This window comes from Massilia pseudoviolaceinigra (genome assembly GCF_030846505.1).
In the GTDB taxonomy this organism is placed as follows: domain Bacteria; phylum Pseudomonadota; class Gammaproteobacteria; order Burkholderiales; family Burkholderiaceae_D; genus Telluria_A; species Telluria_A violaceinigra.
Genome location: NZ_JAVCWL010000036.1, coordinates 1 through 24,341 on the forward strand (window position 1 = coordinate 1; position 24,341 = coordinate 24,341).

The window sequence follows — 24,341 nt, forward strand, 5'->3', positions numbered from 1 at the left end:
GATGCGGTGTTTAGGGCTGTTGGGCAATCAATTGCTAGTCAGAGCTCTGACCCCGGTTGAGGGTTGGGGGAGGTAGCGCCGGGCGCTGGTGACGATGTGCTCGGTCAGGGCGTGCGTGAAGGGGGTGTCGATGTTCCACGCATACCACGACAGCGCCGTGCTCCAGGTCCGCCTCGGCGCAAGATCCACCAGCTGTCCCGTGGCAATCCGGCTCAGCGCACTCAGCTCGGGCATCAGGCCGTAGGCCACGCCGTGCAGGATACAGTTGTCCAGTGCGGCCGAGACCGGCATGGTGTGATGGGGAAAGCGCACCTCGGCGCCGAACTCGCGCGCCAGGAAATACGCCAGTTGCCCGCGCTCGCCGGTCACCGCCGGTGCCAGCGCCACCGCCTCGGCAATGAAGCCGTCGCCGAACCAGTGCCCCGCAAACGCGGGCGTGGCCACGCAGGTGTAGCGCAACAGCCCCAGCGGCGTGGACGTGGTGCCGACCGCCGCTTCGCCTGCATCCTCGGCCGCGGCCACGCAGGCGAACACGGCGCCCTCGCGCACCAGCCGCAGCGCGCGCTCGCCGTCAGCCGTTTCGATGTGGAACTGGCAGCGCGGCGGCGACAGCAGCGGCGGCAGCGCTTGCGCGAACCAGGTCGCCAGGCTGTCGGCGTCGAGCGCCAGCGCCAGCGCGGGCAGGCTGGTGTCGCGCCCGAGATCGATGTCGAGCGCCGCTTCCATCAGTCTGACATGGCGGAAATGGACCAGCAGCCGCTGCCCCAGCCCGGTCGGCACCGACGGCGTGCCGCGCACCATCAGCAGGCGCCCGCACGTGTCTTCCAGCGCCTTGATGCGCTCCGCTACCGCCGGCTGGCTGATTCCCAGCAGCGTCGCCGCCTCGTCGAAACTGCCGCTCGCCGCCACCGCGTCGAGCACGGCCAGGCCGCGATAGTCGAGATTACTCATCAGTAGATCTGGTCCATGGTGATTTTGATGAGCAATACTAATACGCTTGTGCCGGTGCTGCCAACGCGCAATAGCGGCGCGCCACGGTGAACTGAAATTTGGCGTATCGTTGACGCCTGAAAACACCAGTCCCCGGCATCCCATTTTGTACCTCAAGTTGAAGAAGAGTCCGCCATGAACAAGTTACACGTCGACGTCGCCGTCATCGGTACCGGTACCGCCGGTCTTGCCGCCTACCGCGCCGCCCGGGCCCAGGGGAAAACCGCGGTCGTGATCGAAAGCGGCCCTTACGGCACCACGTGCGCCCGCGTCGGCTGCATGCCCAGCAAACTGCTGATCGCCGCCAGCGAGGCCGCCCACATGCTGGCGCTGGCGCCGCAATTCGGGGTCCATCCCGGTCCCGTCCGCATCGACGGCAAGGCCGTGATGGCGCGTGTGCGCAGCGAACGCGACCGCTTCGTCGGCTTCGTGCTGGAAAGCGTCGATAACATCCCGGACCAGGACAAGCTGCGCGGCCACGCCCGCTTCACCGGGCCGCAATCGCTGCAGGTGGACGAGCACACCACGATCGACGCCTCGCGCATCGTCATCGCCAGCGGTTCCACGCCGGTCATGCTGCCTCAGCTCAAGGATGTGGGGGACCGCATCATCGTCAGCGACGATGTGTTCGACTGGACCGACTTGCCCGCATCGGTGGCGGTGATCGGCACCGGCGTGATCGGGCTGGAACTGGGCCAGGCCCTGCACCGCCTCGGTGTGCGCGTGAGCGTGTTCGCGCGCGGCGGCAGCGTGGCGCAGCTGAGCGACCCGGAAGTGCTGCACGTGGCCGCCAAGGCCCTGGCACGCGAGCTCGACCTGCGCTTCCAGCAACGCATCGTCAGCGCCGAACAGCAGGGCGAGGAAGTGGTGCTGGTCACGCGCGACGCCGCCGGCGCCGAGAACACCGACCGCTTCGCCTACGTGCTGGTGGCGGCCGGGCGCATGCCCAACGTCGACAAGATCGGCTTGGATGCCACCGGCCTGGAACTGGACGAGCGCGGCATTCCCTTGTTCGACGCCACCACCATGCAGTGCGGCACCAGCCACATTTTCATCGCGGGTGATGCCAACAACGAACGCCCGGTGCTGCCGGAAGCGGCCGACCACGGCAGGATCGCGGGCGACAATGCCGGCCGCTATCCCGATGTGCGTCCCGGCCTGCGGCGCACGCCGCTGACGATTGCCTTCACCGAGCCGCAGATCGCCACCCTGGGCGAGAGCTACAAGGAGCTGTGCGCCGAAGGCAAGCCCAAGTTCGCAATCGGCAAGGTGTCGTTCGAGAACCAGGGCCGCAGCCGGGTGATGCTGCAGAACCACGGCATGCTGCGCGTGTACGGCGAATACGGCACCTGCCGTTTCCTGGGCGCCGAAATGATCGGGCCGCGCGCGGAAAACCTCGGCCACCTGCTGGCCTGGGCCTGCCAGGCGCGCCTGACGGTGGCGCAGATGCTGGACATGCCGTTCTACCATCCGGTGATCGAAGAAGGCGTGCGCACCGCCCTGCGCGACCTGGCGGCGGAGCTGGAAAAGGGCGCCCCGAAAGCGGGCAGCGCGCCGGACAACACACCGGGCGTGTAGATGCCGGACGCCGCGGATTCCTGACCGGGTGCGGCTTCCGGCGCGAAACATTTCTTAACCGGGTTCAGAGCTCGGATGAGAAACGTTTCGATGCCCCCGTCGCGCGCCTGGCTTAGTTCAGGTAACTGGCGTCGAGCCGCCCCGCGCCCGCCATCTCGCGCACGATGCGTATCGTGTCGATATCGGCTTCCTGGTAAGCCGACTTCTTGTATTCGTCATACATGGCATTGGCCTTGTCGGTCTCGGCATCATGCCCGTCGTCGTACTTGAAGCGCACGAACATGGTGTGCTCGGCCGGCGTTTCGATCGTCACGGTCAGGCTCGACGCGGCGATTTCGCCCTGCTCGGGCACTTCGTAGCGCACCTCTTGCAGCGGTGTGAGCAGCACGCGGTCGATCACCACCAGTTCGCCGAAGCGCCGGCTGCGGCGGAAGCTGCCGCTTTCGCGCTCGTCGATCGTGCACTCGTCCAGATGCGGCACGAACAGCTTGGGTGACTCGGCGCACAGCACCAGCCCGCGCCACACCTGCTCGCGCGTGAGGGTGTCGATCAGCGGATTCAGGGGATCGTTGATTTCAATCAGATGTTCAAATTTCATGGTGCTTTAACTCGTCGGTGAAGGGCATCGCAGCCCGGATACCGGGATGGTAACGCAAGCGATCTGTGCGCGCTGGAAAGTGACTTGCGGATACACTGCTTATCGAGCAGACAATCGGTCGGCACTACCAGCAAAGAACACAGCATGAGGACCACACGCAAAGATTATCTGGCGCATATCGAAGAGCTGCAAAAACGCAGCGGCGACACGGTCGCCAAGCACATCGCCGAACGGCGCGCACTGACACCCAGCCAGCCCGATCCGGAGGACGACGCCACCTTCGGCCAGCGCGCGGCCGATGCCGTGGCGCGCTTCGGCGGCTCCTGGACCTTCATCATGCTGTTTGCGCTGGTGCTGGTGTCCTGGGTGGTGCTCAATTCCTTCCTGCTCACGCGCGGCGGCGCCAAGCCGTTCGACCCTTTTCCCTACATCCTGCTGAACCTGTTCCTGTCGATGCTGGCCTCGATCCAGGCGCCGGTGATCCTGATGTCGCAGAACCGCCAGGGTGAAATCGACCGCCTGAATGCCCAGAACGATTACGAGATCAACCTCAAGGCCGAGCTGGAAATCATGGCCCTGCACGAAAAGATGGATGCCTTCAAGCTGCAGCTGCTCGAGATGCAGCATGAGCAGCTGCGCCTGCTCAACGCCTTGTGCGAGGACAACAAGGTCCCTACCTAATTCCCGATCCCCGGCAAGCCTTCGTCCCAGTACGGGGTGGGGCCGAAGCGCGCGGCGAAATAATCGATGAAGGCTTGCGTCTTGGGCGGCAGGAAATTGCGGTTCAGGTACTGGGCCGACACCACCGAGTTCAGGGCCATCGGATACGCCGCCAGCAGCGGCACCAGCGCGCCGCTCTTGAGCTGCTGATACACCGCCCAGGTCGATTGCAGCGCGATCCCCAGGCCCGCCATGGCGGCGTCGCGCATCGCTTCGCCGTTATCGCTGCGCATCCGTCCTCCCACCCGCACGCTGATCAGGCTGCCATCGACATCCCGGAAATTCCAAGGATTGACCCCTTCCAGCACCAGGCACTGGTGATCGGCCAGTTCCTGCGGGCGCTGCGGCGTGCCGTGCCGCGCCAGGTAGGCGGGCGAGGCCACCAGCAGCAGGCGGCTGGGCGCCAGCACGCGCGCGATCAGGGCCGAATCGTGCAGCGGCCCGTTGCGGATGGTGACGTCGATGCCGTTGGCGGCCAGGTCGATCACCCGGTCCGACAGGCGCAGGTCAAGCTGCAGGCCGGGGTAGCGTTCCATGAAGGCGGGCAGCCACGGCATCAGGTGCAAGCGCCCGAACGAGACCGAGGCCGCCACCCGCAGCAAGCCCTGCGGTTCGCGCCCGGTTCCGACCGAGGCGCGCGCCTGTTCGGCGGCGTCGAGCAGGGCCACGGCGCGCTCCAAAAAGGTTTCGCCATCCTGGGTCAGGGCGATCTGGCGCGTGGTGCGGTGCAGCAGGCGGGCGCCGAGCTGGCGTTCGAGCTGGGCCATGCGCGCGCTCGACGCCGCCGGCGACAGGCTGAATTCGCGCCCTGCGGCGGACAGGTTGCGGGTGGCGCAGACGCGCACGAACAGGGCCACATCGGTCAGGTCAAGGTTCATTGTGTTGTTTTGGTGAAGAGATATTCAATCATTATGCCAATTATCAATCGAATCGATGCGGACTACACTGGCTCATCTGTCAACCAAACAAGGAAACAACATGAAAGCCATTGCCGTCATTAACGGAACCCTGCACGACGTCGAGTTGCCTGTGCCACAGCCGCAAGGGCGCGACCTGGTGGTGAAAGTGGAGGCGATTTCGGTCAATCCGGTCGACTACAAGCAGCGCAAGGCGGCCGCCCACGATGGCGAGCCGCGCCTGGTCGGCTGGGACGTGGCCGGCACCGTCAGCGCCGTCGGTCCCCAGGCCAGCCTGTTCAAGGTGGGCGAGGCGGTGTATTACGCGGGCAGCGTGGTGCGTCCGGGCGCCAACAGCGAGTTTCATGCGGTCGACGAGCGCATCGTGGGGCGCAAGCCGGCCAGCCTGAGCGTGGAACAGGCCGCCGCGCTGCCGCTGACCAGCATCACCGCGTGGGAAGCGCTGTTCGAGCGCCTGGGCGTGGCGCGCGGCGGGGCGGACGAGGGCAAGTCGGTGCTGATCATCGGCGGCGCCGGCGGGGTGGGGTCGATCGCGATCCAGCTGGCCAAGAAGCTGGCCAGGCTGAACGTGGTCGCGACCGCCTCGCGCCGGGCGTCGGAACAGTGGTGCAGGGCGCTGGGGGCCGATCATGTGATCGATCACCATGGCGACATGCCGGCGCAGCTGGCCGCGCTGGGGCTGGCGCAGGTCGACTATATTTTGTGCCTGAACGATATCGATGCGCACTTTGCGGCGATGGCGGCGGCGATCGCGCCGCAGGGCAAGATCTGCGCGATCGTGCGCAACGAGCGGCCGCTGCCGATGGACTTGGTGTTCGGCAAGAGCGTGACGGTGGTGTTCGAGATGATGTTTACCCGTTCTATGTTCGGGACGGCCGATATGATCGAGCAGCACAAGCTGCTCAATGCGGTCGCTGAGCTGGTCGATGCGGGGGTGCTGACCACCACCGTGGGGGAAAACGGCGGCAGGATCGATGCGTCCAACCTGACGCGCGCCCACGCGGCGCTGGAGGCGGGGCGGACGATTGGCAAGATTGTGTTGTCGGGGTTTTAAGTCCGGCTTGGGCGGATTGCGCCACCTCCCGTCGTTCGCGCCACCACCGTCGTACCCGCCACCACCGTCGTTCCCGCCTGCGCGGGAACGACGGGCGAACGACGTTCGGCGTACGTTACAATGGCCGGTCGTCCCCCATCAGATTGCCCCGCCCGATGTCCTCCACTCCCAATTTCGGCCTGAACGCTCCCCAGAGCGAAGCGGTCATGTATCTTGACGGCCCCTGCCTGGTGCTGGCCGGTGCCGGCTCGGGCAAGACGCGCGTCATCACCCAGAAAATCGCGCACCTGATCGAAGACCGCGGCTACGATCCGCGCACCATCGCGGCGCTGACCTTCACCAACAAGGCCGCGCTGGAAATGCAGGAGCGTATCGCCAAGCTGCTCAAGCAGCCGCGCCAGGCCAAGCAGCTGACCGTCTCGACCTTCCACTCGCTGGGCGTGAAAATCCTGCGCCAGGAAGCGGCCGGCGTGGGCCTGAAAGACCGTTTTTCGATCATGGACAGCGACGATTGCTTCGGCCTGGTCCAGGATCTGGCAATCACCACCGACAAGCAGCTGATCCGCAGCATCCAGAATGCGATCTCCTTGTGGAAAAATGCCCTGATCGACCCTGAAGACGCGGTCAAGAACGCCAAGGATGAAGACGAAGCCCAGGCCGCGCGCGTGTTCCGTAGCTACGTGGCCACCCTGGCGGCCTATCAGGCGGTCGATTTCGACGACCTGATCCGCCTGCCGGTGGAGCTGTTCCGCAACAACGATCCGATCCGCGACAAGTGGCAGCGCCGCCTGCGCTACCTGCTCATGGACGAGTATCAGGATACCAACACCTGCCAGTACGAACTGGTCAAGCTGCTCGTCACCGGCATCGGCAAGAAACCGATGTTTACCGCCGTGGGCGACGACGACCAGGCCATCTACGCCTGGCGCGGCGCCTCGGTGGAAAACCTGAAAACGCTGGGCGACGATTTCCCCGACCTGCGCGTCATCAAGCTGGAACAGAATTACCGCTCCACCACCCGCATCCTGCAGGCGGCCAACGCGGTCATCTCGAACAATCCCAAGCTGTTCGAGAAAGCCCTGTGGTCCGAACACGGCCTGGGCGAGCCAATTACCGTGCTGGGCATGCAGACCGACGACCAGGAAGCCGAGCAGGTGGCCATCATGATTTCGGCCGACCGCTTCCAGCGCAAGAACAAGTGGTCCGATTACGCCATCCTGTACCGCGGCAACCACCAGGCGCGCGTGATCGAGCAATGCCTGCGCAAGGAGCGCATTCCGTACACGATTTCGGGCGGCCAGAGTTTTTTCGACAAGGCTGAAATCAAGGACATCATCAGCTACCTGCGCCTGATCGCCAACGACGGGGACGATCCGGCCTTCATCCGCGCCGTCACCACGCCCAAGCGCGGCGTCGGCATGGCCACCCTGGAAGTGCTGGGCGCGTTTTCCAAGCAGTGGAACTGCTCGCTGTTCGAGGCCACCTTCAAGGGCGGCATCGAAGCGAAGCTGCCGGACCGCCAGCTGCTGCCGCTGCGCGCCTTTTGCAACTTCATCAACCAGCTCGAAGCGCGCGCCAGCCGCCCCGGCCCGTCCGGCAGCGGCGAGAACGCGGCCGCCGTGCTCGACGACATGATGAAGGAGATCGCCTACGAGAGTTATCTGTACGACACTTTTGATGACCGCGCCGCGCAAAGCAAGTGGCAGAATGTCCTCGAATTTACCAACTGGCTCAAGGAACGCGGCTGCGGCGGCAAGGATAAATCGGGCGAGGAAAAAAACCTGCTGGAACTGACCCAGATGGTAGCCTTGATGAGCATGTTGGAAGGCAAGGACGAGGAGCCGGACGCGGTGCGCATGTCGACCCTGCACGCGTCCAAGGGATTGGAGTTTCCACACGTATTCCTGGTCGGCGTGGAAGAGGGCATCCTGCCGCACAAGGGCGACCCGGACGCGTCGGTGGAAACCATCGGCGCGCGCATCCAGGAAGAACGGCGCCTGATGTACGTAGGCATCACGCGCGCCCAGCGTACCTTGTACATTACGTGGTGCAAGAAACGCAAACGTGCCGGCGAGCAAGTCCATTGCGATGTGTCGCGTTTCATTAAGGAAATGGCGCTCGACGTCGGCGACGCTCCGCCCACCGAAGCGGAAACCATTTCACCCAAGGATCGCCTGGCCAGCTTGAAGGCGCTGCTTGCAACGGCGAAAACCTAGCGTCCAACTTAACACTCGGCAGCGCGGAACATGCGTGCTAGCATTAACCCGACGCGCCGGCGTGGCGCGCTTTGCCGAAGGGAGTTTTCATGTCGACATTTAGTAGCGCAGCGCGCGGCGCTATCGTTCCCGCGATGCTGGCCTGGGCCATTGCCGCGCCCGCCATTGCCGATGAGTTTGCCACCAAGCCGGAAGCCGAAGCCGAAGCCGAAGCCATGTCAAGAAGACCATCGTGTTCATGAAGGCCAACGGCAAGGACAAGACGTACAGCGAGATCAACCGCAAGGATGGTCCCTTCACCATCCGCGACCTGTACATGGTCGCTTACGGCTTCGACGGCGTGGTGCGCGCGCATGGCGCCAATCCCAAGATGCTGGGCAAGAACCTGATGGGATTGAAGGATATCGACGCCAAGGCGTTCGTGCGCGAACGGGTCGAGATGGCTAAAAAGAATCCTTCTTTTTGGCAAGAATATAAGTTCACCAATCCCGTCAGCGGGAAGATTGAACCGAAGGCAATGTATTGCCAGCCCAGCGACGATGTGATCATCTGCGGTGGTGTTTATTTGCGATAAATTGCCCACACGATTCAAATTTTGTTTGACGGAAACTTCCGACTTTGAAATACTGAATTCACCGCCGGGCGCAAGCACGGCACCCTTCCAGATCCGCCTGCCGGCAGCGTTGCCTGGTTGCGCGTCGTTTGGACTCCCTTCACTTCCAATTGACGAGCACACAGCATGGCGACCGTATCCGACATCACCGTAACACCCACCTCCGGCCTGACCCACATCGATGCCCTGCTCGACACGGGACCGGACTGGAACTACCTGACGCCTGCCGGCAACACGATCCTGTACACCTTCTCTGTGGCATCCGGCAATGAAGCGGGGCAGACTGGCCAGACCGCGTTTTCCGCTTCCCAGCAGACGCATACGCGCGCCGCTTTCGCGGCCATCTCGGCGCTGACCGGCATCACGTTTACCGAAACGGCCAGCGGCACGTCGGCCGATGTGCACCTGGCGGCGGTGAATATCTCCGGCAATAATGTGAGCGGCCTGTGCAGCTGGAATTCGAGCTATGGCTACACCGGCACCACCCTCAACAGCTACGATGCGCAAGCGTATGTCTATCTCGACAACGCCGAGTTCGCCGGCGAGAATGCCAATCTGACTCCCGGCACCGGCGGTTACCAGACCCTGCTGCACGAACTGGGCCACATGCTCGGCCTCAAGCACCCGTTCGAGGGCAGCGCCCACCTGGAAACCGGTGACGACAACACCAGCAACACGCTGATGTCGTATACCAGCCAGGGCGGCCCTTACGCCAACTTCAGCCCGTATGACATCGCGGCCCTGAACTGGCTGTACGGCGGCGACGGCCTGCGCGGCACGCTCGGCATCAATTCGACCGGCGGGCGCTACATCACCGGCACCAGTTTCGCCGATACCATGAGCGGCTCCAGCGGCAACGACCGCTTCGAAGGCGATGGCGGCGACGATGCGCTCAACGGCGGCAACGGCACCGATACCGCCGTGTTCCGCGGCAATTACGCCTCCTATACCGTTACCGACCTGGGCGGCGGCAGCGTGCGCGTCACCGGCGCCGACGGCATGGACACCCTCACCTCGATTGAAATGCTCCAGTTCGACGACCAGAGCGTGCAGTCGGGCCAGGTGGTCACGCCGCCGGCGGGCGACACCAGCGCGCCGGCCGCGCCGACGCTTGCGCTCACCAAGAACGCGAACGGCTATGTGACCGGCGACAAGCCGATTGTCACCGGCAGCGCCGAAGCCAACGCCACGGTCAAGGTGTACAGCGGCGCCACCCTGGTCGCCACCACCACCGCCGGCGCCAACGGTACGTATTCGGTTGCCACCTCGTCCCTGGCCGACGGAATCAATCTGTCGCTGACGGCACGCGCCACCGATGCCGCCAATAATGTCTCGGTCCCGAGCGCCGCGCTGCTGTTCAGCGTCGACACCGTGGCGCCGGTGGCACCGACCGCCAGCGTGGTGGTCTCGGCCAGTGGCGCCGCCCTGTTCAACGGCACCGGCGAAGCCGGCAGCACGATCCGCCTGACCAATGCCAGCGCCATCATCGCCGAAGGCACGGTCGCGTCGGACGGCAACTGGAGCCTGGGCGGCAGCACCCTGAGCAACGGCAGCTACGACGTGAGCGTCAGTTCGCTCGACAAGGCCGGCAACAACACCACCGCCACCAAGCACCTGCTGTTTGCGGTCGGCTCGGCGGCCACGGTCACCGGCACGGCCGGCGACGATTCCCTGCTGTCCACCCCGGGCAACAATGTCATCGATGGCGGCAGCGGCACCGACTCCGTCAGCTACACCGGCGCGCGCGGCAACTACAACGTGGTGCGCGACAGCAGCGGCTTCGTGGTCACCGCCCGCAGCGGCGCCGACGGCATGGACTTGCTGCGCAATGTCGAGTCGATCAAGTTCGGCGACTCCACCCTCAAGCTCGAATACGACGACGTGGTGCAGGCGCTGTACGTGGCGTACTTCGGACGCGCGGCAGATTCCGGCGGCCTGGCGGCCTTCCAGAGCCAGCTGGGCGGCCTCAAGGCGCCGCAGACGTTTCCGGGCGTTACCGCCGCCTACGCCACCGATACCGGGGTGCACAGCCTGATCGACAGCTTCGGTTCCAGCACCGAATCGGCCGCTTTGTACCCGGGCGCCACCAGCGCCTTCGTCACGGCCGTGTTCCAGAATATTTTCGGGCGCGCGCCTGCCGCTTCCGGCCTGTCGTTCTGGACCAATGCGATCGACAACGGCGGCTTGTCGCGCGCCAATGCTTCGCTCTCGATCATGGCCGGGGCGCTGGAAAACACCAGCACCCAGGGCTTGCTCGACGCCAAGCTGGTCAATAACAAGATCATCATCGCCTCGGACTTCACGCTGGCCATCGATAATCCTACCGAAGTGAGCGGCTATGTCGGCATCAATGCCGCCGCCACGGTGCGCAGCATGCTCGCCAGCGTGACGGCCAGCACCGATATCGCGGCTTTCCAGGCCGTCATCGCCAGCACGATCGCTTCCCTGCCGGGCCTGGGGGCGCAAACCGTCGCCGGGATGATGCAGATCGACAGCGTGCAGTCCGGCGCCGCTCTGGATACCCCGATCGCTCTGGTCGGCGTCCAGCACGGCGGCCTGATCGACGCGGTCATGTAAAGCGCGGCCGTTTTCCGGCTCCGCCAGCACGGGCGCCTTACCCCTTTTCCGGGGTAAGGCGCCCGTTTTTTATGGTCCATGGGCGGCGCCAGGCTGGCGCCCGCCAGACCTCGGCGCACGCCAGCATTCAAATTCTCCTGAGCAATATTTAGTTGCTATATTTGCACATGACATGAAATTTGTTTGACGGCAATACTCAAGTTTGAAATACTGCCGCGCATGTCGAGCAATACCCGGCAACGTTCCAAACCTGCCTGCGGTTGCGTTCACCTCCGTTATCCGGCATGATTTGGAATCCTTTCCATTTCACTGCACGCCTACTGCAAGCCTATCTTCATGCCTAAGCTATCCGATCTCGACACCGTCCTCTCCGGTCTGAACCATATTGACTCCCTGCTCGGCGGAGGACCCGACTGGAACTTTCTGACGCCTGCCGGCAATACGATCCGCTACACGTTCTCGATTGCTTCCAACAACGAACACGATAACCACGCCGGGACCGGCCTACTGGCCTTCAGCGCGGGCCAGCAGGCCGGCGCGCGGGCGGCCATGGCGACGCTCAGTGCGATCACCGGCATCGTGTTCGCCGAAACGGCCGATGGCAACGTCGCCGACGTGCACCTGGCGTCGAAGGATCTGGGCGGCGGCACGGCGGGCCTGGCCAGCTGGGGGTCCGGCCATTCCTACTCGGGCGACGAGTTGCTCAGCTTTAGCGCGGAGGCGTATGTGTATCTGGACGATGTCGCCGCCGCCGCTCCCGAGAACGCCAACCTGGCGCCCGGCTCCGGCGGCCTGGAGATCCTGCTGCACGAACTGGGCCACATGATGGGCTTGAAGCATCCGTTCGATGGCGATATCCGTTTGCCCGGCGCCGAGGACAACACCGGCAACACGCTGCTGTCCTACACCGGGCAAGGCGGTCCCTACAGCAACTTCAGCCCGTACGACATCGCGGCCCTGAAATGGCTGTACGGCGGCGACGGCCTGCGCGGCGCGCTCGGCATCAATTCGACCGGTGGCGGACGCTATGTGACCGGCACCAATCGCGCCGACAGCCTGGCCGGCAGCGCCGCCAGTGACCGCCTCGAAGGCGGCGGCGGCGACGATGCGCTCAACGGCGGCAACGGTACCGATACCGCCGTCTTCCGCGGCAACTACGCCGCTTACACGGTCACCAACCTCGGCGGCGGCAAAGTGCGCGTCAGCGGCGCCGACGGCACCGACACCCTGACCTCGGTCGAAGTGCTCAAGTTCGACGACCAGAGCGTGCAGTCGCCCCAGGCCGTCACGCCGCCGCCAGTGGTGACGCCGCCGCCGGTGGTCAACCTGCCGCCTATCCCGCCCGCAGGCGACACCACCGCGCCGGCCGCGCCGACGCTGACCGTCAGCAAGAACCCGAACGGTTATGTGGCCGGCGACAAGCCGGTGGTCAGCGGCAGCGCCGAAGCGAACGCCACGGTCAAGGTGTACAGCGGCGCCACCCTGGTCGCCACCACCACCGCCGGCGCCAATGGTGCCTGGTCGGTTGCCACCTCGGCCCTGGCCGACGGCATGAATGTCTCCCTGACGGCGCGCGCCACCGATGCCGCCAACAATGTCTCGGCCCCGAGCGCCGCGCTGCAGTTCAATGTCGACACGAAGGCGCCGGCAGTGCCGAGCGCCAGCGTGCTGGTCGCGGCCAGTGGCGGCGTGCAGTTCAGCGGCACCGGCGAAGTGGGCAGCACGATCCGCCTGAGCAACGCCGACGCCATCATCGCCGAAGGCACGGTCGCGGCCGACGGCAGCTGGAGCCTGGGCGGCGGCACCCTTGCCAACGGCAAGTACGACGTCACCGTGAGTTCGCTCGACAAGGCCGGCAACGCCACCGCCGCCGCCAAGCACCTGCTGTTTACGCTCGGGCCGACCGACGTGACCGCCGTCACCGGCACGGCCGGCGACGATTCGCTGCTGTCCACCCCGGGCAACGACCTCATCGACGGTGCCGGCGGCACCGACACGGTCAGCTTCCCCGGCGCGCGCGGCAACTACCATGTGGTGCGCGACAGCAGCGGCTTCGTGGTCACCGCCAGGAGCGGCGCCGGCGGCACGGACTTGCTGCGCAATGTCGAGTCGATCAAGTTCGGCGACACCACCCTCAAGCTCGAATACGACGATGTGGTGCAGGCGCTGTACGTGGCGTACTTCGGCCGCGCGGCCGATTCCGGCGGCCTGGCGGCCTTCCAGAGCCAGCTGGGCGGACTCAAGGCGCCGTTGACGTTTTCGGCCGTCACCGCCGCCTACGCCACCGATGCCGCGCTGCACAGCCTGATCGACAGCTTCGGTTCCAGCGCCGAATCGGCCGCCTTGTACCCGGGCGCCACCAGCGCCTTCGTCACGGCCGTGTTCCAGAACATCCTGGGGCGCGCCCCGGCCGCCGCCGGCCTGTCGTTCTGGACCAATGCGATCGACAACGCCGGCTTGTCGCGCGCCAATGCTTCGCTCTCGATCATGGCCGGGGCGCTGGAAAACACCAGTACCCAGGGCTTGCTCGACGCCAAGCTGGTCAACAACAAGATCACCGTCGCCTCCGACTTCACCCTGGCCATCGACAATCCGGCCGAAGTGACCGGTTACGTCGGCATCAAAGCCGCCGCCGCCGTGCGCGGCATGCTCGCCAGCGTGACGGCCAGCACCGATATCGCCGCTTTCCAGGCCATCATCGCCAAAACGCTCGCGTCCCTGCCCGGCATCGGCGCCCAGACCGGGTCCGGAAAGATGGAGCTCGACACCGTGCATCTCGACACCGGCCTGCCCGGCACCCCGCTCGCCCTGGTCGGCGTGCAGCACGGCGGCCTGATCGACGCGGTGATGTAAAGCGCGGCCTTTTCCAGGCTCGGCCATAGCGGGCGTCTTACCCATTCCGGGTAAGGCGCCCGTTTTTTGTGGTTTATTAGCGAAACGGGGCGCCTGATTTGTAACCGGGTTTGACGTAAATACTTGCTTTTGGGATACTTGCGGTAATCGCTGGTAACAATGCCGGCCCGCTTTTCCGTCAGCCTGTCCCGCGCCAGCCGCGCGTGTCCGGCCAATCACCCCTTTTCAGAGTGTCCGCATGACTATCGTTTCCGATATCGAAACCGTCCGCCTGTCCGGCTTCAACAACATCGACGCCCTGCTGAGCTCGGGACCGGGCTGGAATTTCCTCGGCACCGGCGCCCGCTCGCTGAGTTACACTTTTTCCGTTACCAGCGGCAATGAAGCCAGCCAGACGGGGCAGGCCGCGTTTTCGCCGGCCCAGCAAAGCGCCACGCGCACGGCGCTAGCCTACATCACCTCGCTGACCGGGATCGGCTTTACCGAAACGACCGACGGCAGCCGCGCCCAGATCCACATGGCCTCGATCAATATCGCCGACGCCGATACCATGGGCCTGTGCAGCTGGATGACGAGCTACACGCCGCCGAGCTACGGCACCACGGTGCGCGATTTGACCGCCAAGGCGTATATCTACCTCGACAATGTGGAGTTTCGCGCCCAAAACGCTGATCTGAGCCTGGGCGGCCCCGGCTACGAAATCCTGCTGCACGAACTGGGCCACATGCTGGGCCTGAAGCACCCCTTCGAGGGCGACGAGCAGTTGCCCTACGAGGATGACCACACCGGCAACACCCTGATGTCCTACGATTGGTTGGACGGCCCGTACCAGACCTACAGCCCCTACGATATCGCCGCGCTCAACTGGCTGTACGGCCGCGACGGCCTGGGCGGCACCTATGGCGTGGGCAGCGGCAAGGATTACTTCACCGGGCGCGACATCGCCGAGCGTCTCACAGGCACCTACAACAGCGAAGTGATCGAAGGGGCGGGCGGCGACGACGATATCGATGGCGGCGCCGGCAACGATGTGGCCTATTACGTCGGGCCGCGCGCCAATTACGAGCTCACCAAGATCGCGGCCGGCTATGTGGTGTCCGACCACGCCGGCGACGAAGGCTATGACGTACTGACAAATATCGAAACGCTGCGCTTTTCCAACGGCAACGTGTCGCTCGACTACGAAGCCGTCGTGCAAGCCCTGTACGTGGGCTATTTCGGGCGCGCCGCCGACTACAACGGCATGCTCAGCTTCCAGAACCAGCTGGCCACCCTGGGCGCGCCGCGCGACATGAGCGCGCTGGCGGCGGCCTACGCCAAGGATGCCGGCCTGCACGCGCTGATCGACAGTTTCGCCGGCAGCGCCGAATCGGCCGCCCTGTATCCGGGCGACACCGCCACGTTTGTGAAGGGCATCTTCCAGAACGTGTTCGGACGCGCCCCGGCCAGCGCCGGCCTGTCCTTCTGGACCGATGCGATCGACCACAAGGGCTTGTCCAAGGCGAATGCCTCGCTGTCGATCATGTCCGGCGCGCTCGACAACAAGACCGTCCAGGGTATCCTCGACGCCAAGCTGATCAACAACAAGCTGGCGGTGGCCTCGGGCTTTACCCTGTCCATCGATACCGCGGCCGAGATCGCCGGTTACGGCACCAAGGCGGCGGCGGCCTCGGTGCGCACCATGCTCGGCGCGGTCACCGCCACCACCGACCTGACTGCCTACCAGAGCACCATCAAGGCGACTCTGGGCGCCATGACCGGCGCGGTGCGCGTCGCTGGCGATACGCCTGGGGACCTGCCTATCGCCCACGCCGACCTGATTGGCATCGGCTTCCAGGCGTGGGAGCAGACGCTGGTATAGTTAACACGGGCGCGGGCCGCAGTGGCAGCGCCGGCGGGTCAACATCGAAGGAATGGATCATGCTGGTTGATATCAACGGCGGCAGTGGCGTCGACACGGTCGGTTTCGCCGGCTTGCGGGCAGACTACAACATCACCACCGGCGCCGGCGGTTACGCCGTGCTGCCCAAGAGCGGCGCCATCGGCGGCCTCAAGCTGCTGGCCAATGTCGAGCGCTTCAAGTTCAGCGACAGCACCGTCAATGTCGAATACGACTCGGTCGTGCAAGCCCTGTACGTGGCCTATTTCGGCCGCGCCGCCGACCATGCCGGCATGCAGAGCTTCCAGGACCAGCTGGCCAGGCTGGGCGCGCCGCGCGACATCGCCGGCATCAGCGCCGCCTACAACACCAATCCCGGCCTGCACAAGCTGATCGACAGTTTCAGCGCCAGCGCCGAATCGGATGCGCTGTATCCGGACGGCACCGGCGCGTTTGTCGAGGCGGTCTTCAAGAACGTGCTCGGCCGCAGCCCGGCCGAGGCCGGCCTGGCGTTCTGGAGCGAAGCCATCGACAGCGGCGCGCTCTCGCGCGCCAACGCCGCCATGTCGATCATGTCCGGCGCCCTGCAAAACCTCACGCCGCAGGGCTTGCTCGACGCCCAGCGCATCGGCAATACGCTGGCGGTGGCGTCCGATTTCACCCTGGCGATCGACCGCCCGGCCGAAATCGCCGGCTACGGCACCACCCTGGCCGCTTCGATGGTGCGCACCATGCTGGCCACCGTCACCGCCGGCAGCGATGTCGAGGCGTTTCACGCGGTAATCAAGACCATGCTGGCGGTCATGTCGGGCGAACTGCATACCACCCTGGACGCTCCCGAGTCGCCGGACGCGCCCCCGCTGCTGCTGGTGGGCGTGGCGCCGGCGGCATGGGAAGGCGGACTGGCCTGAGCGCACTGGCATAATGGCGGCTTTGCCCCCAAGGACGCCGCCGTGAGCCAGGAAGACCGTTTTGTCGATATCGAGATCAAGCTCGCGCACCAGGAAGACCTGGTCGAGTCCCTGAACCAGATGGTGTACCAGCAAGGCCGCCGCATCGACCAGCTCGATGCGATGGTCGCCAAGCTGGCCGAACACATCCGCAACAATGCCCAGTCGGGACCGAATCCGGTCAACGACCGCCCGCCGCATTACTGATCTTTCCTCCGTCAATACGGCGTTGCCGGCGCCGGCATGCATACATCGTCGCGGATGACGCAGCGATGGCATGCTGATATGATCGTGCGCTCATGCGCTGCCGGCTATCCGTCGGCAGCTTTACTTAGCGCTCGTGAAAGATGCCATGAACCGTCCAAACATGCTTATCGTTGCCGCCAGCCTGGCGCTGGTCAATGTCGCCGCCATCGCCGCGTCGGCTACCGCACCTGTCGCGCCGGCCACCGCCCTGGTCGCGACCAACCCCTTCGCCAAACTGAGCACGCTGCCGTTCCATTACCCGGCATTCGACAAGATCAAGGATGAGCATTTCCTGCCCGCCTACGCGGCCGGCATGAGCGATCACCTGCGTGAAGTCGACACCATCGCCAACAATCGCAAGGCGCCGACGTTCGACAATACCGTGGTGGCGCTGGAGCGCTCGGGCCAGCTGCTCACGCGCGTGGCGACCACCTTCTCGGCCCTGCAGGGCGCCAACACCAACGATACGCTGGACGCCATCGATCGTGAAATGTCGCCCAAGCTGGCCGCGCACAACGATGCGGTCTTCCTCAACGCCAAGCTGTACCAGCGCGTCAAGACCCTGTACGACAAGCGCGCCAAGCTGGGCCTGGACGCCGAATCGAAGCACCTGCTCGAGCGCTATCACAAGGACTTCGTGCGCGCCGGCGCCAGGCTGTCGGCCGAGGACAAGGAAAAGCTGAAAGCGTTCAACAGCGAAATCGCCACCATGCAGACCACGTTCACCCAGAACGTGCTCAAGGAAACCAACGCATCGGCGCTGATCGTCGACACCCGCGCCGAACTGGCCGGCATGAGCGATGCGGCGATCGACGCCGCCGCGGCCGACGCCAAGACGCGCGGCCACGATGGCAAGTTCGCCGTCGCTCTGATCAACACCAGCGGCCAGCCGCCGCTGGCGGTGCTGACCAACCGCGCCGTGCGCGAACGCCTGATGAGCGCTTCGCTTCAGCGCGGCAGCCGCGGCGGCGAATTCGACAACCGCGCCGTCGTCGTCAAGCTGGCCAAGCTGCGCGCCGACCGCGCCGCCTTGCTTGGCTACCCGAATTTCGCCGCCTACTCGCTCGAAGACCAGACCGCCAAGGACACGGGCGCCGTCAACAAGCTGCTGTCGGAACTGGCCAAGCCGGCCGTGACCAACGCACGCAAGGAAGCGGAGGATATCCAGAAGGTCATCGATCTTGAGAAGGGCGGATTCAAGGTCGGCGCGGCCGACTGGGCCTTCTACACCGACAAGGTGCGCGCCCAGCGCTTCAACTTCGATGCAAACCAGCTCAAGCCGTACTTCGAGCTCGACAACGTGCTGGTCAACGGCGTGTTCTTCGCGGCCGAAAAGCTGTACGGCCTGACATTCAAGGAACGCAAGGACTTGCCGGTGTACCACGCGGACGTGCGCGTGTACGATGTGTTCGATGCCAACGGCAAGCAGCTGGCCATCTTCCTGGCCGATATGTACGCGCGCAGCAACAAGCAGGGTGGCGCGTGGATGAACGAATATGTATCGCAGTCGGGCCTGATGGGCACCCGCTCGGTCGTCGCCAACCACCTGAACATTCCCAAGCCGCCGGCGGGCGAGCCGACCCTGCTGACGGTCGATGAAGTCAAAACCACGTTCCACGAATTCGGCCACGCGCTGCACGGCATGTTCTCGAACGTGAAGTACCCGCGCTTCTCGGGCACCAACGTGCCGCGCGACTTCGTCGAGTATCCCTCGCAGGTCAATGAAATGTGGATGATCGCGCCGGAAGTGCTGGCCAACTACGCCAAGCATTACAAGACCGGCGAAGCGATGCCGAAGGAGTTGCTGGACAAGGTCATCGCCTCGAAAAAGTTCAACCAGGGCTTCCTCACCACGGAATATCTGGCGGCGTCGCTGGTGGACCAGCGCTGGCACCAGCTGAGCGCGGCGCAAGTGCCAAGCGACGTGCTCGGGTTTGAAGCGGCCGCGCTGAAGGAAGCCGGCGTCGATTTCGCGCCGGTGCCGCCGCGCTACCGCACGACCTACTTCTCGCACAGTTTCTCGGGCGGTTACTCGGCCGGTTACTACGCTTACCTGTGGAGCGAGAAGCTGGACGCCGACACGGTCGAATGGTTCAAGGAAAATGGCGGCCTGCAGCGCAAGAACGGCGACCATTTCCGCAAGACCTTGCTCTCGCGCGGCGGCACGGCCGACGCGCTCGACCTGTTCCGCAATTTCCGCGGCCGCGAGCCGAAGATCGAGCCCTTGCTGAACCGTCGCGGCCTGAACGCCAACTAAGACCGCGCCTGGGCATCTGCCCGGGCCTGCATCTTTAAAACCGTCGTTCCCGCGCCAAGGCGCGGGGACGGCGGCTCCCCCTCTTTCTCCGCAAAACGCCATGACACGTCCCTCATTGATGATCATCGCGGCCAGCCTGGCCGCGGCTAACTTCGCCTTCCTCGCGCCCGCTTGCGCCGCGCTCGACGCCGCCAACCCGTTCGCCAGCATCAGCACCCTGCCGTTCAACTACCCGGCCTTCGACAAGATCAAGAACGAGCACTTCGCCCCGGCCTTTGCCGAAGGCATGCGCCAGCACGCCGCCGAAGTCGAGGCCATCGCCAACAACCGCAAGCCGGCCACCTTCGAGAACACCATCGTCGCGATGGAACGCTCGGGCAAGCTGCTCTCGCGCACCGGTACCGCGTTCGGCATTTTTTCCGGCGGCAGCACCAACGACACCATCAAGGGCCTGGAGCGCGAACTGGCGCCCAAGCTGGCCGCCCACCGCGATGCCATGCTGCTCAATAAAAAACTGTTCGACCGCATCGACACCCTGTACGCCAAGCGCGCCAAGCTGCGCCTGGATGCCGAATCGGCGTTTCTGCTGGAACGCTACCGCAAGGACTTCGTGCGCGCCGGCGCCAAACTGAACGCCGCCGACAAGGACAAGCTCAAAGGCTATAACGCCGAACTGGCCACCCTGCAAACCACCTTCAGCCAGAACGTGCTGAGCGAAGCGAACGCCGCCGCGCTGGTGGTCGATACCCGCGCCGAACTGGCCGGCATGTCCGACGCCGCCATCGATGCCGCCGCCGGCGTCGCCAAAAAACGCGGCCTCGAAGGCAAGTTCGCCATTCCCGTCACCAACACGACCGGCCAGGCGCCGCTGTCGGTGCTGACCGACCGCGCGGTGCGCGAGCGCCTGCTGGCGGCATCGCTCGCGCGCGGCAGCCGCGGCGGCGAGTTCGACAACACCGGCGTTGTGCTCAAGATCGCCAAGCTGCGTGCCGAACGCGCAGCCCTGCTCGGCTACGCCAACCATGCCGCCTACATGCTGGAAGACCAGACCGCCAGGGACACCGGCACGGTCAACAAGCTCTTGAGCGAGCTGGCCAAGCCGGCGGTGGCGAACGCGCGCAAGGAAGCGGCCGACATCCAGAAAGTCATCGACGCCGGCAAGGGCGGCTTCCAGCTGGCCGCCCACGACTGGGCCTTCTACAGCGACAAGGTGCGCGCCGAACGCTTCAATTTCGACCAGAGCCAGCTGCGTCTCTATTTTGAACTGGACAATGTGCTGATCAACGGCGTGTTCTACGCCGCCGGCAAGGTCTACGGCCTGAGCTTCAAGGAACGCAAGGACTTGCCGGTGTACGACCCCGACATGCGCGTGTTCGACGTGATCGATGCCAACGGCAAGCCGCTGGCCATCTTCGTGGCCGACTTTTACGCGCGCGGCAACAAGCGCGGCGGCGCCTGGGCCAATGCCTACGTGCCGCAGTCGCACCTGATGGGCACGCGCCCGGTCATCGGCAACCACCTGAACATTCCCAAGCCGCCCGCGGGCGAGCCGACCCTGCTTACCTACGACGAACTGCGCACCCTGTTCCACGAGTTCGGCCATGCGCTGCACGGCATGTTCTCGGAGGTGAAATATCCGCGCTTCGCCGGCACCGGCGTGCCGCGCGACTTCGTCGAGTTCCCCTCGCAGGTCAATGAAATGTGGTCCGTCTGGCCTGAAGTGCTGGCCAACTATGCCAAGCACTACAAGACCGGCGAGCCGATGCCCAAGGAATTGCTCGACAAGGTGATCGCGTCGAAGCAGTTCAACGAAGGCTACCGCACCACCGAGTACCTGGCGTCGGCCATCGTCGACCAGCGCTGGCACCAGTTGAGCGCGGCGCAGATTCCGGCTGATGTGGTGGCCTTCGAGGCGGCCGCATTGAAAGAGGCCGGTGTCGACTTCGCGCCGGTGCCGCCACGCTATCGCAGCACCTACTTTTCGCACGTGTTCTCGGGCGGTTATTCGGCCGGGTACTACGGTTACCTGTGGAGTGAAAAGCTCGATGCCGATACCGTCGGTTGGTTCAATGAAAACGGCGGCTTGTCGCGCAAGAATGGCGACCATTTCCGCAAGACGCTGCTGTCGAAAGGCGGCACGCTCGATGCCATGCAGATGTACCGCAACTTCCGCGGCCGCGATGCGACCATCGAGCCGCTGCTGGAGCGTCGTGGACTGAACGCCAAGTAAGCCTGCATGAACCCTTGAAAATGCCGTTCGCTCAGAACGGCATTTTTTTTGCCCGGAGCATTTTCCGGCCGCATGCGCCGATGCGCCATAATGGTGGCGCCAATTTCCTCCATGGAGCCATATTGACCGACATCGCGGTACTTCCCAAATATCTGCAGAACCGCCTCCAGGCGGCGTTGAGACCGGACGAGCGCCTGGTCTGGGTCGGCCAGCCGGTCGCCCAGCACTATAGGAAACGGGAGGCATACGAGCTTCGTACCGCTTTTGTAGCGATGGTGGTAATCGGGCTGCTGTGGATTGTCGGCGGCATCGCCCGTACGCTCCTGCACGGCCTCGACTTCGATTTCCTGCCGCTGATCGGCGTGCCGTTTCTGCTGGGCGGCGTGCTCGGATTGCGGGCGCCGTCCAAGTTCGAGGAAGAAGCACGCTTCGTGGTGTACGCCATCACCAGCGCGCGCGTCATCCTGTTGGGCGGCAACGATCCCGAAACGATCAGATCGTATCGTCACACGCAGTTGCAGCAAATCGAACGCACCGAGCATGCCGGCGGCTGGGGCGACCTGATACTGGAAACCGAACACGAATACGACGGTGACAGCTATACGACGAACCGCTACGGCATGCTCGGCATTGCCGGGGTCCGGCGCGTGCATGGACTCATCGCGGCGCTGGCCAAAACGCTGCCGCTGGCGCCGAACACACCGCATGCCAGCTTCCAGCGGTGCCTCATCACGCCCGATATCGGGCCCTTGCCGGACAAGCTGCGCCAGGCGCTGCGCGCGGAAATGGCGCCGGGCGAACGGCTGGTCTGGGCCGCGCAGCCCATCCCCAACAGTTACCTGAAAAGAGGTTTCACGGAGCAATCCTTTTTTATCACGTGGACGCTGGTCAGCTTGCTCCTCACCGGATTTCTGGTCCCGGCAATATGGCAAACCCATCGGCCGGGAACCATCGACCTATTGATGATGGGCGTGCCGTTGTCGTTTCTGTCGATTGGTCTTTACCGACTGTATCAGCCGTTCAAGATGCGCAGGGATGCGCTCGGCGTGGTGCATGCCATCACCACCGAACGCGCCCTGACGATCGACGCCAACGGTCCGCTGATCACGCGCATCTATACACCGGCCGGCCTGATGCATGCCGTGTGCATCGGCCGGCGCAACGACAGCGGCGACCTTTTGCTCGAAGCGGTATCGGAGGAGATGTCGTCTCACGTGCACTGTTTCCAGCGCCACGGTTTTTTGGGCATCGACGAGGTGCGCCATGTCGAGCGCCTCATCGGCCATCTGATGCAAGCGCCGGTACGTCCCAGCTTCCTTGATAAAAATTGGTATAGCGACAATGCTCTATAATCAGGCACGTCCCTCTTTCCGAACGTTGCCTTTATGCTCACACCTCGCTTTCTCCCGCTCGCGTCCGTCCTGCTGTGCGCCCTTGGCCTGGCGGCCTGTACCACCACACCTGTACGGCCTCCCGAAGTACAGCTGACCGAAGAGCCGGGCGAGTCCGGCCCGCGCTGCAGCGGCGCCGACTGTTGTACCGATGCCGAAGCGCTCGAATTCGGGCCGCAGCGCCTGTATTGCAATGCGCTGGCGCTGGACAACGAAGGCAAGAGCGCCGCCTCGACGGCCGCCCTGCAGCAAGCCATTGCCGGGGCCCGCTCCGAGAAGGTGCGCGCGCACGACGCGTCGGCGGTGCTGTGCCACGCGTACGGGCTCGACGCCCAGCGCGCCAGCGACAGCGGCGACCAGGCCGCCGGCCGCACCGGTTACGCCGCCGCCGTGCAAGCCTGCCGCGCCGGCTTCGGCAAGGAATCGAACCAGGTTGCCCAGGCCTTGCTCGACAGCGCCGAGCAGCGCATGCAGATGAAGGAACTCGGCAACGTCCAGGCCGACATGACCGAGGTGCTGGCGCAGGCGCGCAAAAACGTCAATGCGCAGCTCGAAGCCGATGCCGCGGACGCGCTCGGACGCCTGATGGGCTTGACGGGCGACGTGGCCGCCGAGCGCCGCCTGTTGACCGAGGCGCTGGAGTTGCGCCGCAAGATCCATGGCGAGGACAGCTACCACGTCGGCATGAGTTATGTGAACCTGGGCGGCAGCTACATGCGCCAGAACGACAATCCGACCGGCCGCCAATGGTACGAACGCGCCATCGCGGTGTATGGCACCACGCTCGGCATGGCCGACCCGGTGACGCTGGAAGTACGCGCCGCGCATGCGATGAGTTTCAGCGCGGAGCGCAACCACAAGCGCGCCCAGGAGCTGTTCGAGGCGATGCTGCCGCAGGCCGTGCAAACCTTCGGCGCGCAGTCCGAGGAAACGGTCGCCATCATCAACGATATCGGCGGCATGCACGAGCATCAGGGCCAGAATCCGGCCGCCCTGTTGCGCTACGAGGAAGTGCTGGCGATCCGGCGCGTCACCATGCCCAATACGGTCAAGCACGGCCGCTCGGCCATGCTGGCCGCCACGCTCAAGCGCAGGGTCGCCGGCTGCGGCGGCGCCAGCGCGCTGGATGCGGAAGTGAAGTCCATCGCCGCGCACTTGCGTGCGTCGATGGACAAGGATGCGGACGCGCGCGAGTACGTGGCCGGCGCGTCGGTCTTCAGTGAAAAGTGCGGGCTGCCGGCGCCGCGTGGTGCGCGCAAGAAGAAGTGAGCT

18 protein-coding genes are annotated in these 24,341 nt (G+C 64.8%); 15 read left to right on the top strand and 3 right to left on the bottom strand.

The window, feature by feature from the left end; translation table 11 throughout:
- Positions 1 to 27 precede the first annotated feature (27 nt).
- Positions 28 to 951, bottom strand: a complete 924-nt coding sequence (locus tag RBA40_RS27330; protein ID WP_306651500.1) for an ArgP/LysG family DNA-binding transcriptional regulator — start codon at positions 949 to 951, stop codon at positions 28 to 30.
- Positions 952 to 1,125: 174 nt separating this feature from the next.
- On the opposite strand from RBA40_RS27330, the gene RBA40_RS27335 reads away from it, so the two are divergent.
- Positions 1,126 to 2,568, top strand: coding sequence for a dihydrolipoyl dehydrogenase (locus tag RBA40_RS27335; RefSeq protein ID WP_306651501.1), 1,443 nt, complete (start codon positions 1,126 to 1,128; stop codon positions 2,566 to 2,568).
- 112 nt (positions 2,569 to 2,680) lie between these two features.
- Here RBA40_RS27335 and RBA40_RS27340 read toward each other — a convergent pair whose 3' ends face one another.
- Positions 2,681 to 3,166 (bottom strand): SRPBCC family protein, encoded by a 486-nt coding sequence (locus tag RBA40_RS27340; RefSeq protein ID WP_306651503.1) that lies wholly within the window; start codon positions 3,164 to 3,166, stop codon positions 2,681 to 2,683.
- A 144-nt stretch (positions 3,167 to 3,310) separates the two neighbouring features.
- Between RBA40_RS27340 and RBA40_RS27345 the strand changes: the two genes are divergently transcribed.
- Complete coding sequence (locus RBA40_RS27345) at positions 3,311 to 3,847, top strand: DUF1003 domain-containing protein (RefSeq protein ID WP_306651504.1); 537 nt, start codon at positions 3,311 to 3,313, stop codon at positions 3,845 to 3,847.
- On the opposite strand, the gene RBA40_RS27350 is transcribed toward RBA40_RS27345, so the two are convergent.
- Positions 3,844 to 4,764, bottom strand: coding sequence for a LysR family transcriptional regulator (locus RBA40_RS27350; protein ID WP_306651506.1), 921 nt, complete (start codon positions 4,762 to 4,764; stop codon positions 3,844 to 3,846). The genes RBA40_RS27345 and RBA40_RS27350 overlap by 4 nt on opposite strands.
- Before the next feature lie 100 nt (positions 4,765 to 4,864).
- Between RBA40_RS27350 and RBA40_RS27355 the strand changes: the two genes are divergently transcribed.
- The 13 genes from RBA40_RS27355 (at position 4,865) to RBA40_RS27415 (ending at position 24,338) form a co-directional block, all read left to right on the top strand.
- Positions 4,865 to 5,857 (top strand): zinc-binding alcohol dehydrogenase family protein, encoded by a 993-nt coding sequence (locus RBA40_RS27355; RefSeq protein WP_306651507.1) that lies wholly within the window; start codon positions 4,865 to 4,867, stop codon positions 5,855 to 5,857.
- Between the two features lie 155 nt (positions 5,858 to 6,012).
- Positions 6,013 to 8,073 (top strand): UvrD-helicase domain-containing protein, encoded by a 2,061-nt coding sequence (locus tag RBA40_RS27360; protein ID WP_306651509.1) that lies wholly within the window; start codon positions 6,013 to 6,015, stop codon positions 8,071 to 8,073.
- Between the two features lie 89 nt (positions 8,074 to 8,162).
- A complete protein-coding gene (locus RBA40_RS27365; RefSeq protein WP_306651510.1) occupies positions 8,163 to 8,315 on the top strand; it encodes a hypothetical protein in 153 nt (50 codons plus the stop codon).
- Complete coding sequence (locus RBA40_RS27370) at positions 8,312 to 8,647, top strand: cache domain-containing protein (RefSeq protein WP_306651615.1); 336 nt, start codon at positions 8,312 to 8,314, stop codon at positions 8,645 to 8,647. Before RBA40_RS27365 ends, RBA40_RS27370 begins: the two co-directional genes overlap by 4 nt.
- Before the next feature lie 165 nt (positions 8,648 to 8,812).
- Complete coding sequence (locus RBA40_RS27375) at positions 8,813 to 11,263, top strand: Ig-like domain-containing protein (protein WP_306651512.1); 2,451 nt, start codon at positions 8,813 to 8,815, stop codon at positions 11,261 to 11,263.
- 336 nt (positions 11,264 to 11,599) lie between these two features.
- A complete protein-coding gene (locus tag RBA40_RS27380; RefSeq protein WP_306651513.1) occupies positions 11,600 to 14,116 on the top strand; it encodes an Ig-like domain-containing protein in 2,517 nt (838 codons plus the stop codon).
- 238 nt (positions 14,117 to 14,354) lie between these two features.
- Entirely contained in the window at positions 14,355 to 15,977 is a 1,623-nt protein-coding gene (locus RBA40_RS27385) for a DUF4214 domain-containing protein (RefSeq protein ID WP_306651515.1), read from the top strand.
- A 59-nt stretch (positions 15,978 to 16,036) separates the two neighbouring features.
- Positions 16,037 to 16,906 carry a DUF4214 domain-containing protein gene (locus RBA40_RS27390; RefSeq protein ID WP_306651517.1) on the top strand — a complete coding sequence of 290 codons (870 nt, stop codon included), beginning with the start codon at positions 16,037 to 16,039 and terminating at the stop codon, positions 16,904 to 16,906.
- Between the two features lie 42 nt (positions 16,907 to 16,948).
- Positions 16,949 to 17,152: a SlyX family protein gene (locus tag RBA40_RS27395; protein WP_167086071.1), complete on the top strand. Its 204-nt coding sequence runs from the start codon at positions 16,949 to 16,951 to the stop codon at positions 17,150 to 17,152.
- Positions 17,153 to 17,297: 145 nt separating this feature from the next.
- Positions 17,298 to 19,448, top strand: a complete 2,151-nt coding sequence (locus tag RBA40_RS27400; RefSeq protein ID WP_306651519.1) for a M3 family metallopeptidase — start codon at positions 17,298 to 17,300, stop codon at positions 19,446 to 19,448.
- Between the two features lie 100 nt (positions 19,449 to 19,548).
- Complete coding sequence (locus tag RBA40_RS27405) at positions 19,549 to 21,678, top strand: M3 family metallopeptidase (RefSeq protein ID WP_306651521.1); 2,130 nt, start codon at positions 19,549 to 19,551, stop codon at positions 21,676 to 21,678.
- Between the two features lie 14 nt (positions 21,679 to 21,692).
- Positions 21,693 to 23,030 (top strand): hypothetical protein, encoded by a 1,338-nt coding sequence (locus RBA40_RS27410; RefSeq protein WP_306651523.1) that lies wholly within the window; start codon positions 21,693 to 21,695, stop codon positions 23,028 to 23,030.
- Positions 23,031 to 23,063: 33 nt separating this feature from the next.
- Positions 23,064 to 24,338: a tetratricopeptide repeat protein gene (locus RBA40_RS27415; protein WP_306651525.1), complete on the top strand. Its 1,275-nt coding sequence runs from the start codon at positions 23,064 to 23,066 to the stop codon at positions 24,336 to 24,338.
- Positions 24,339 to 24,341 lie beyond the last annotated feature (3 nt).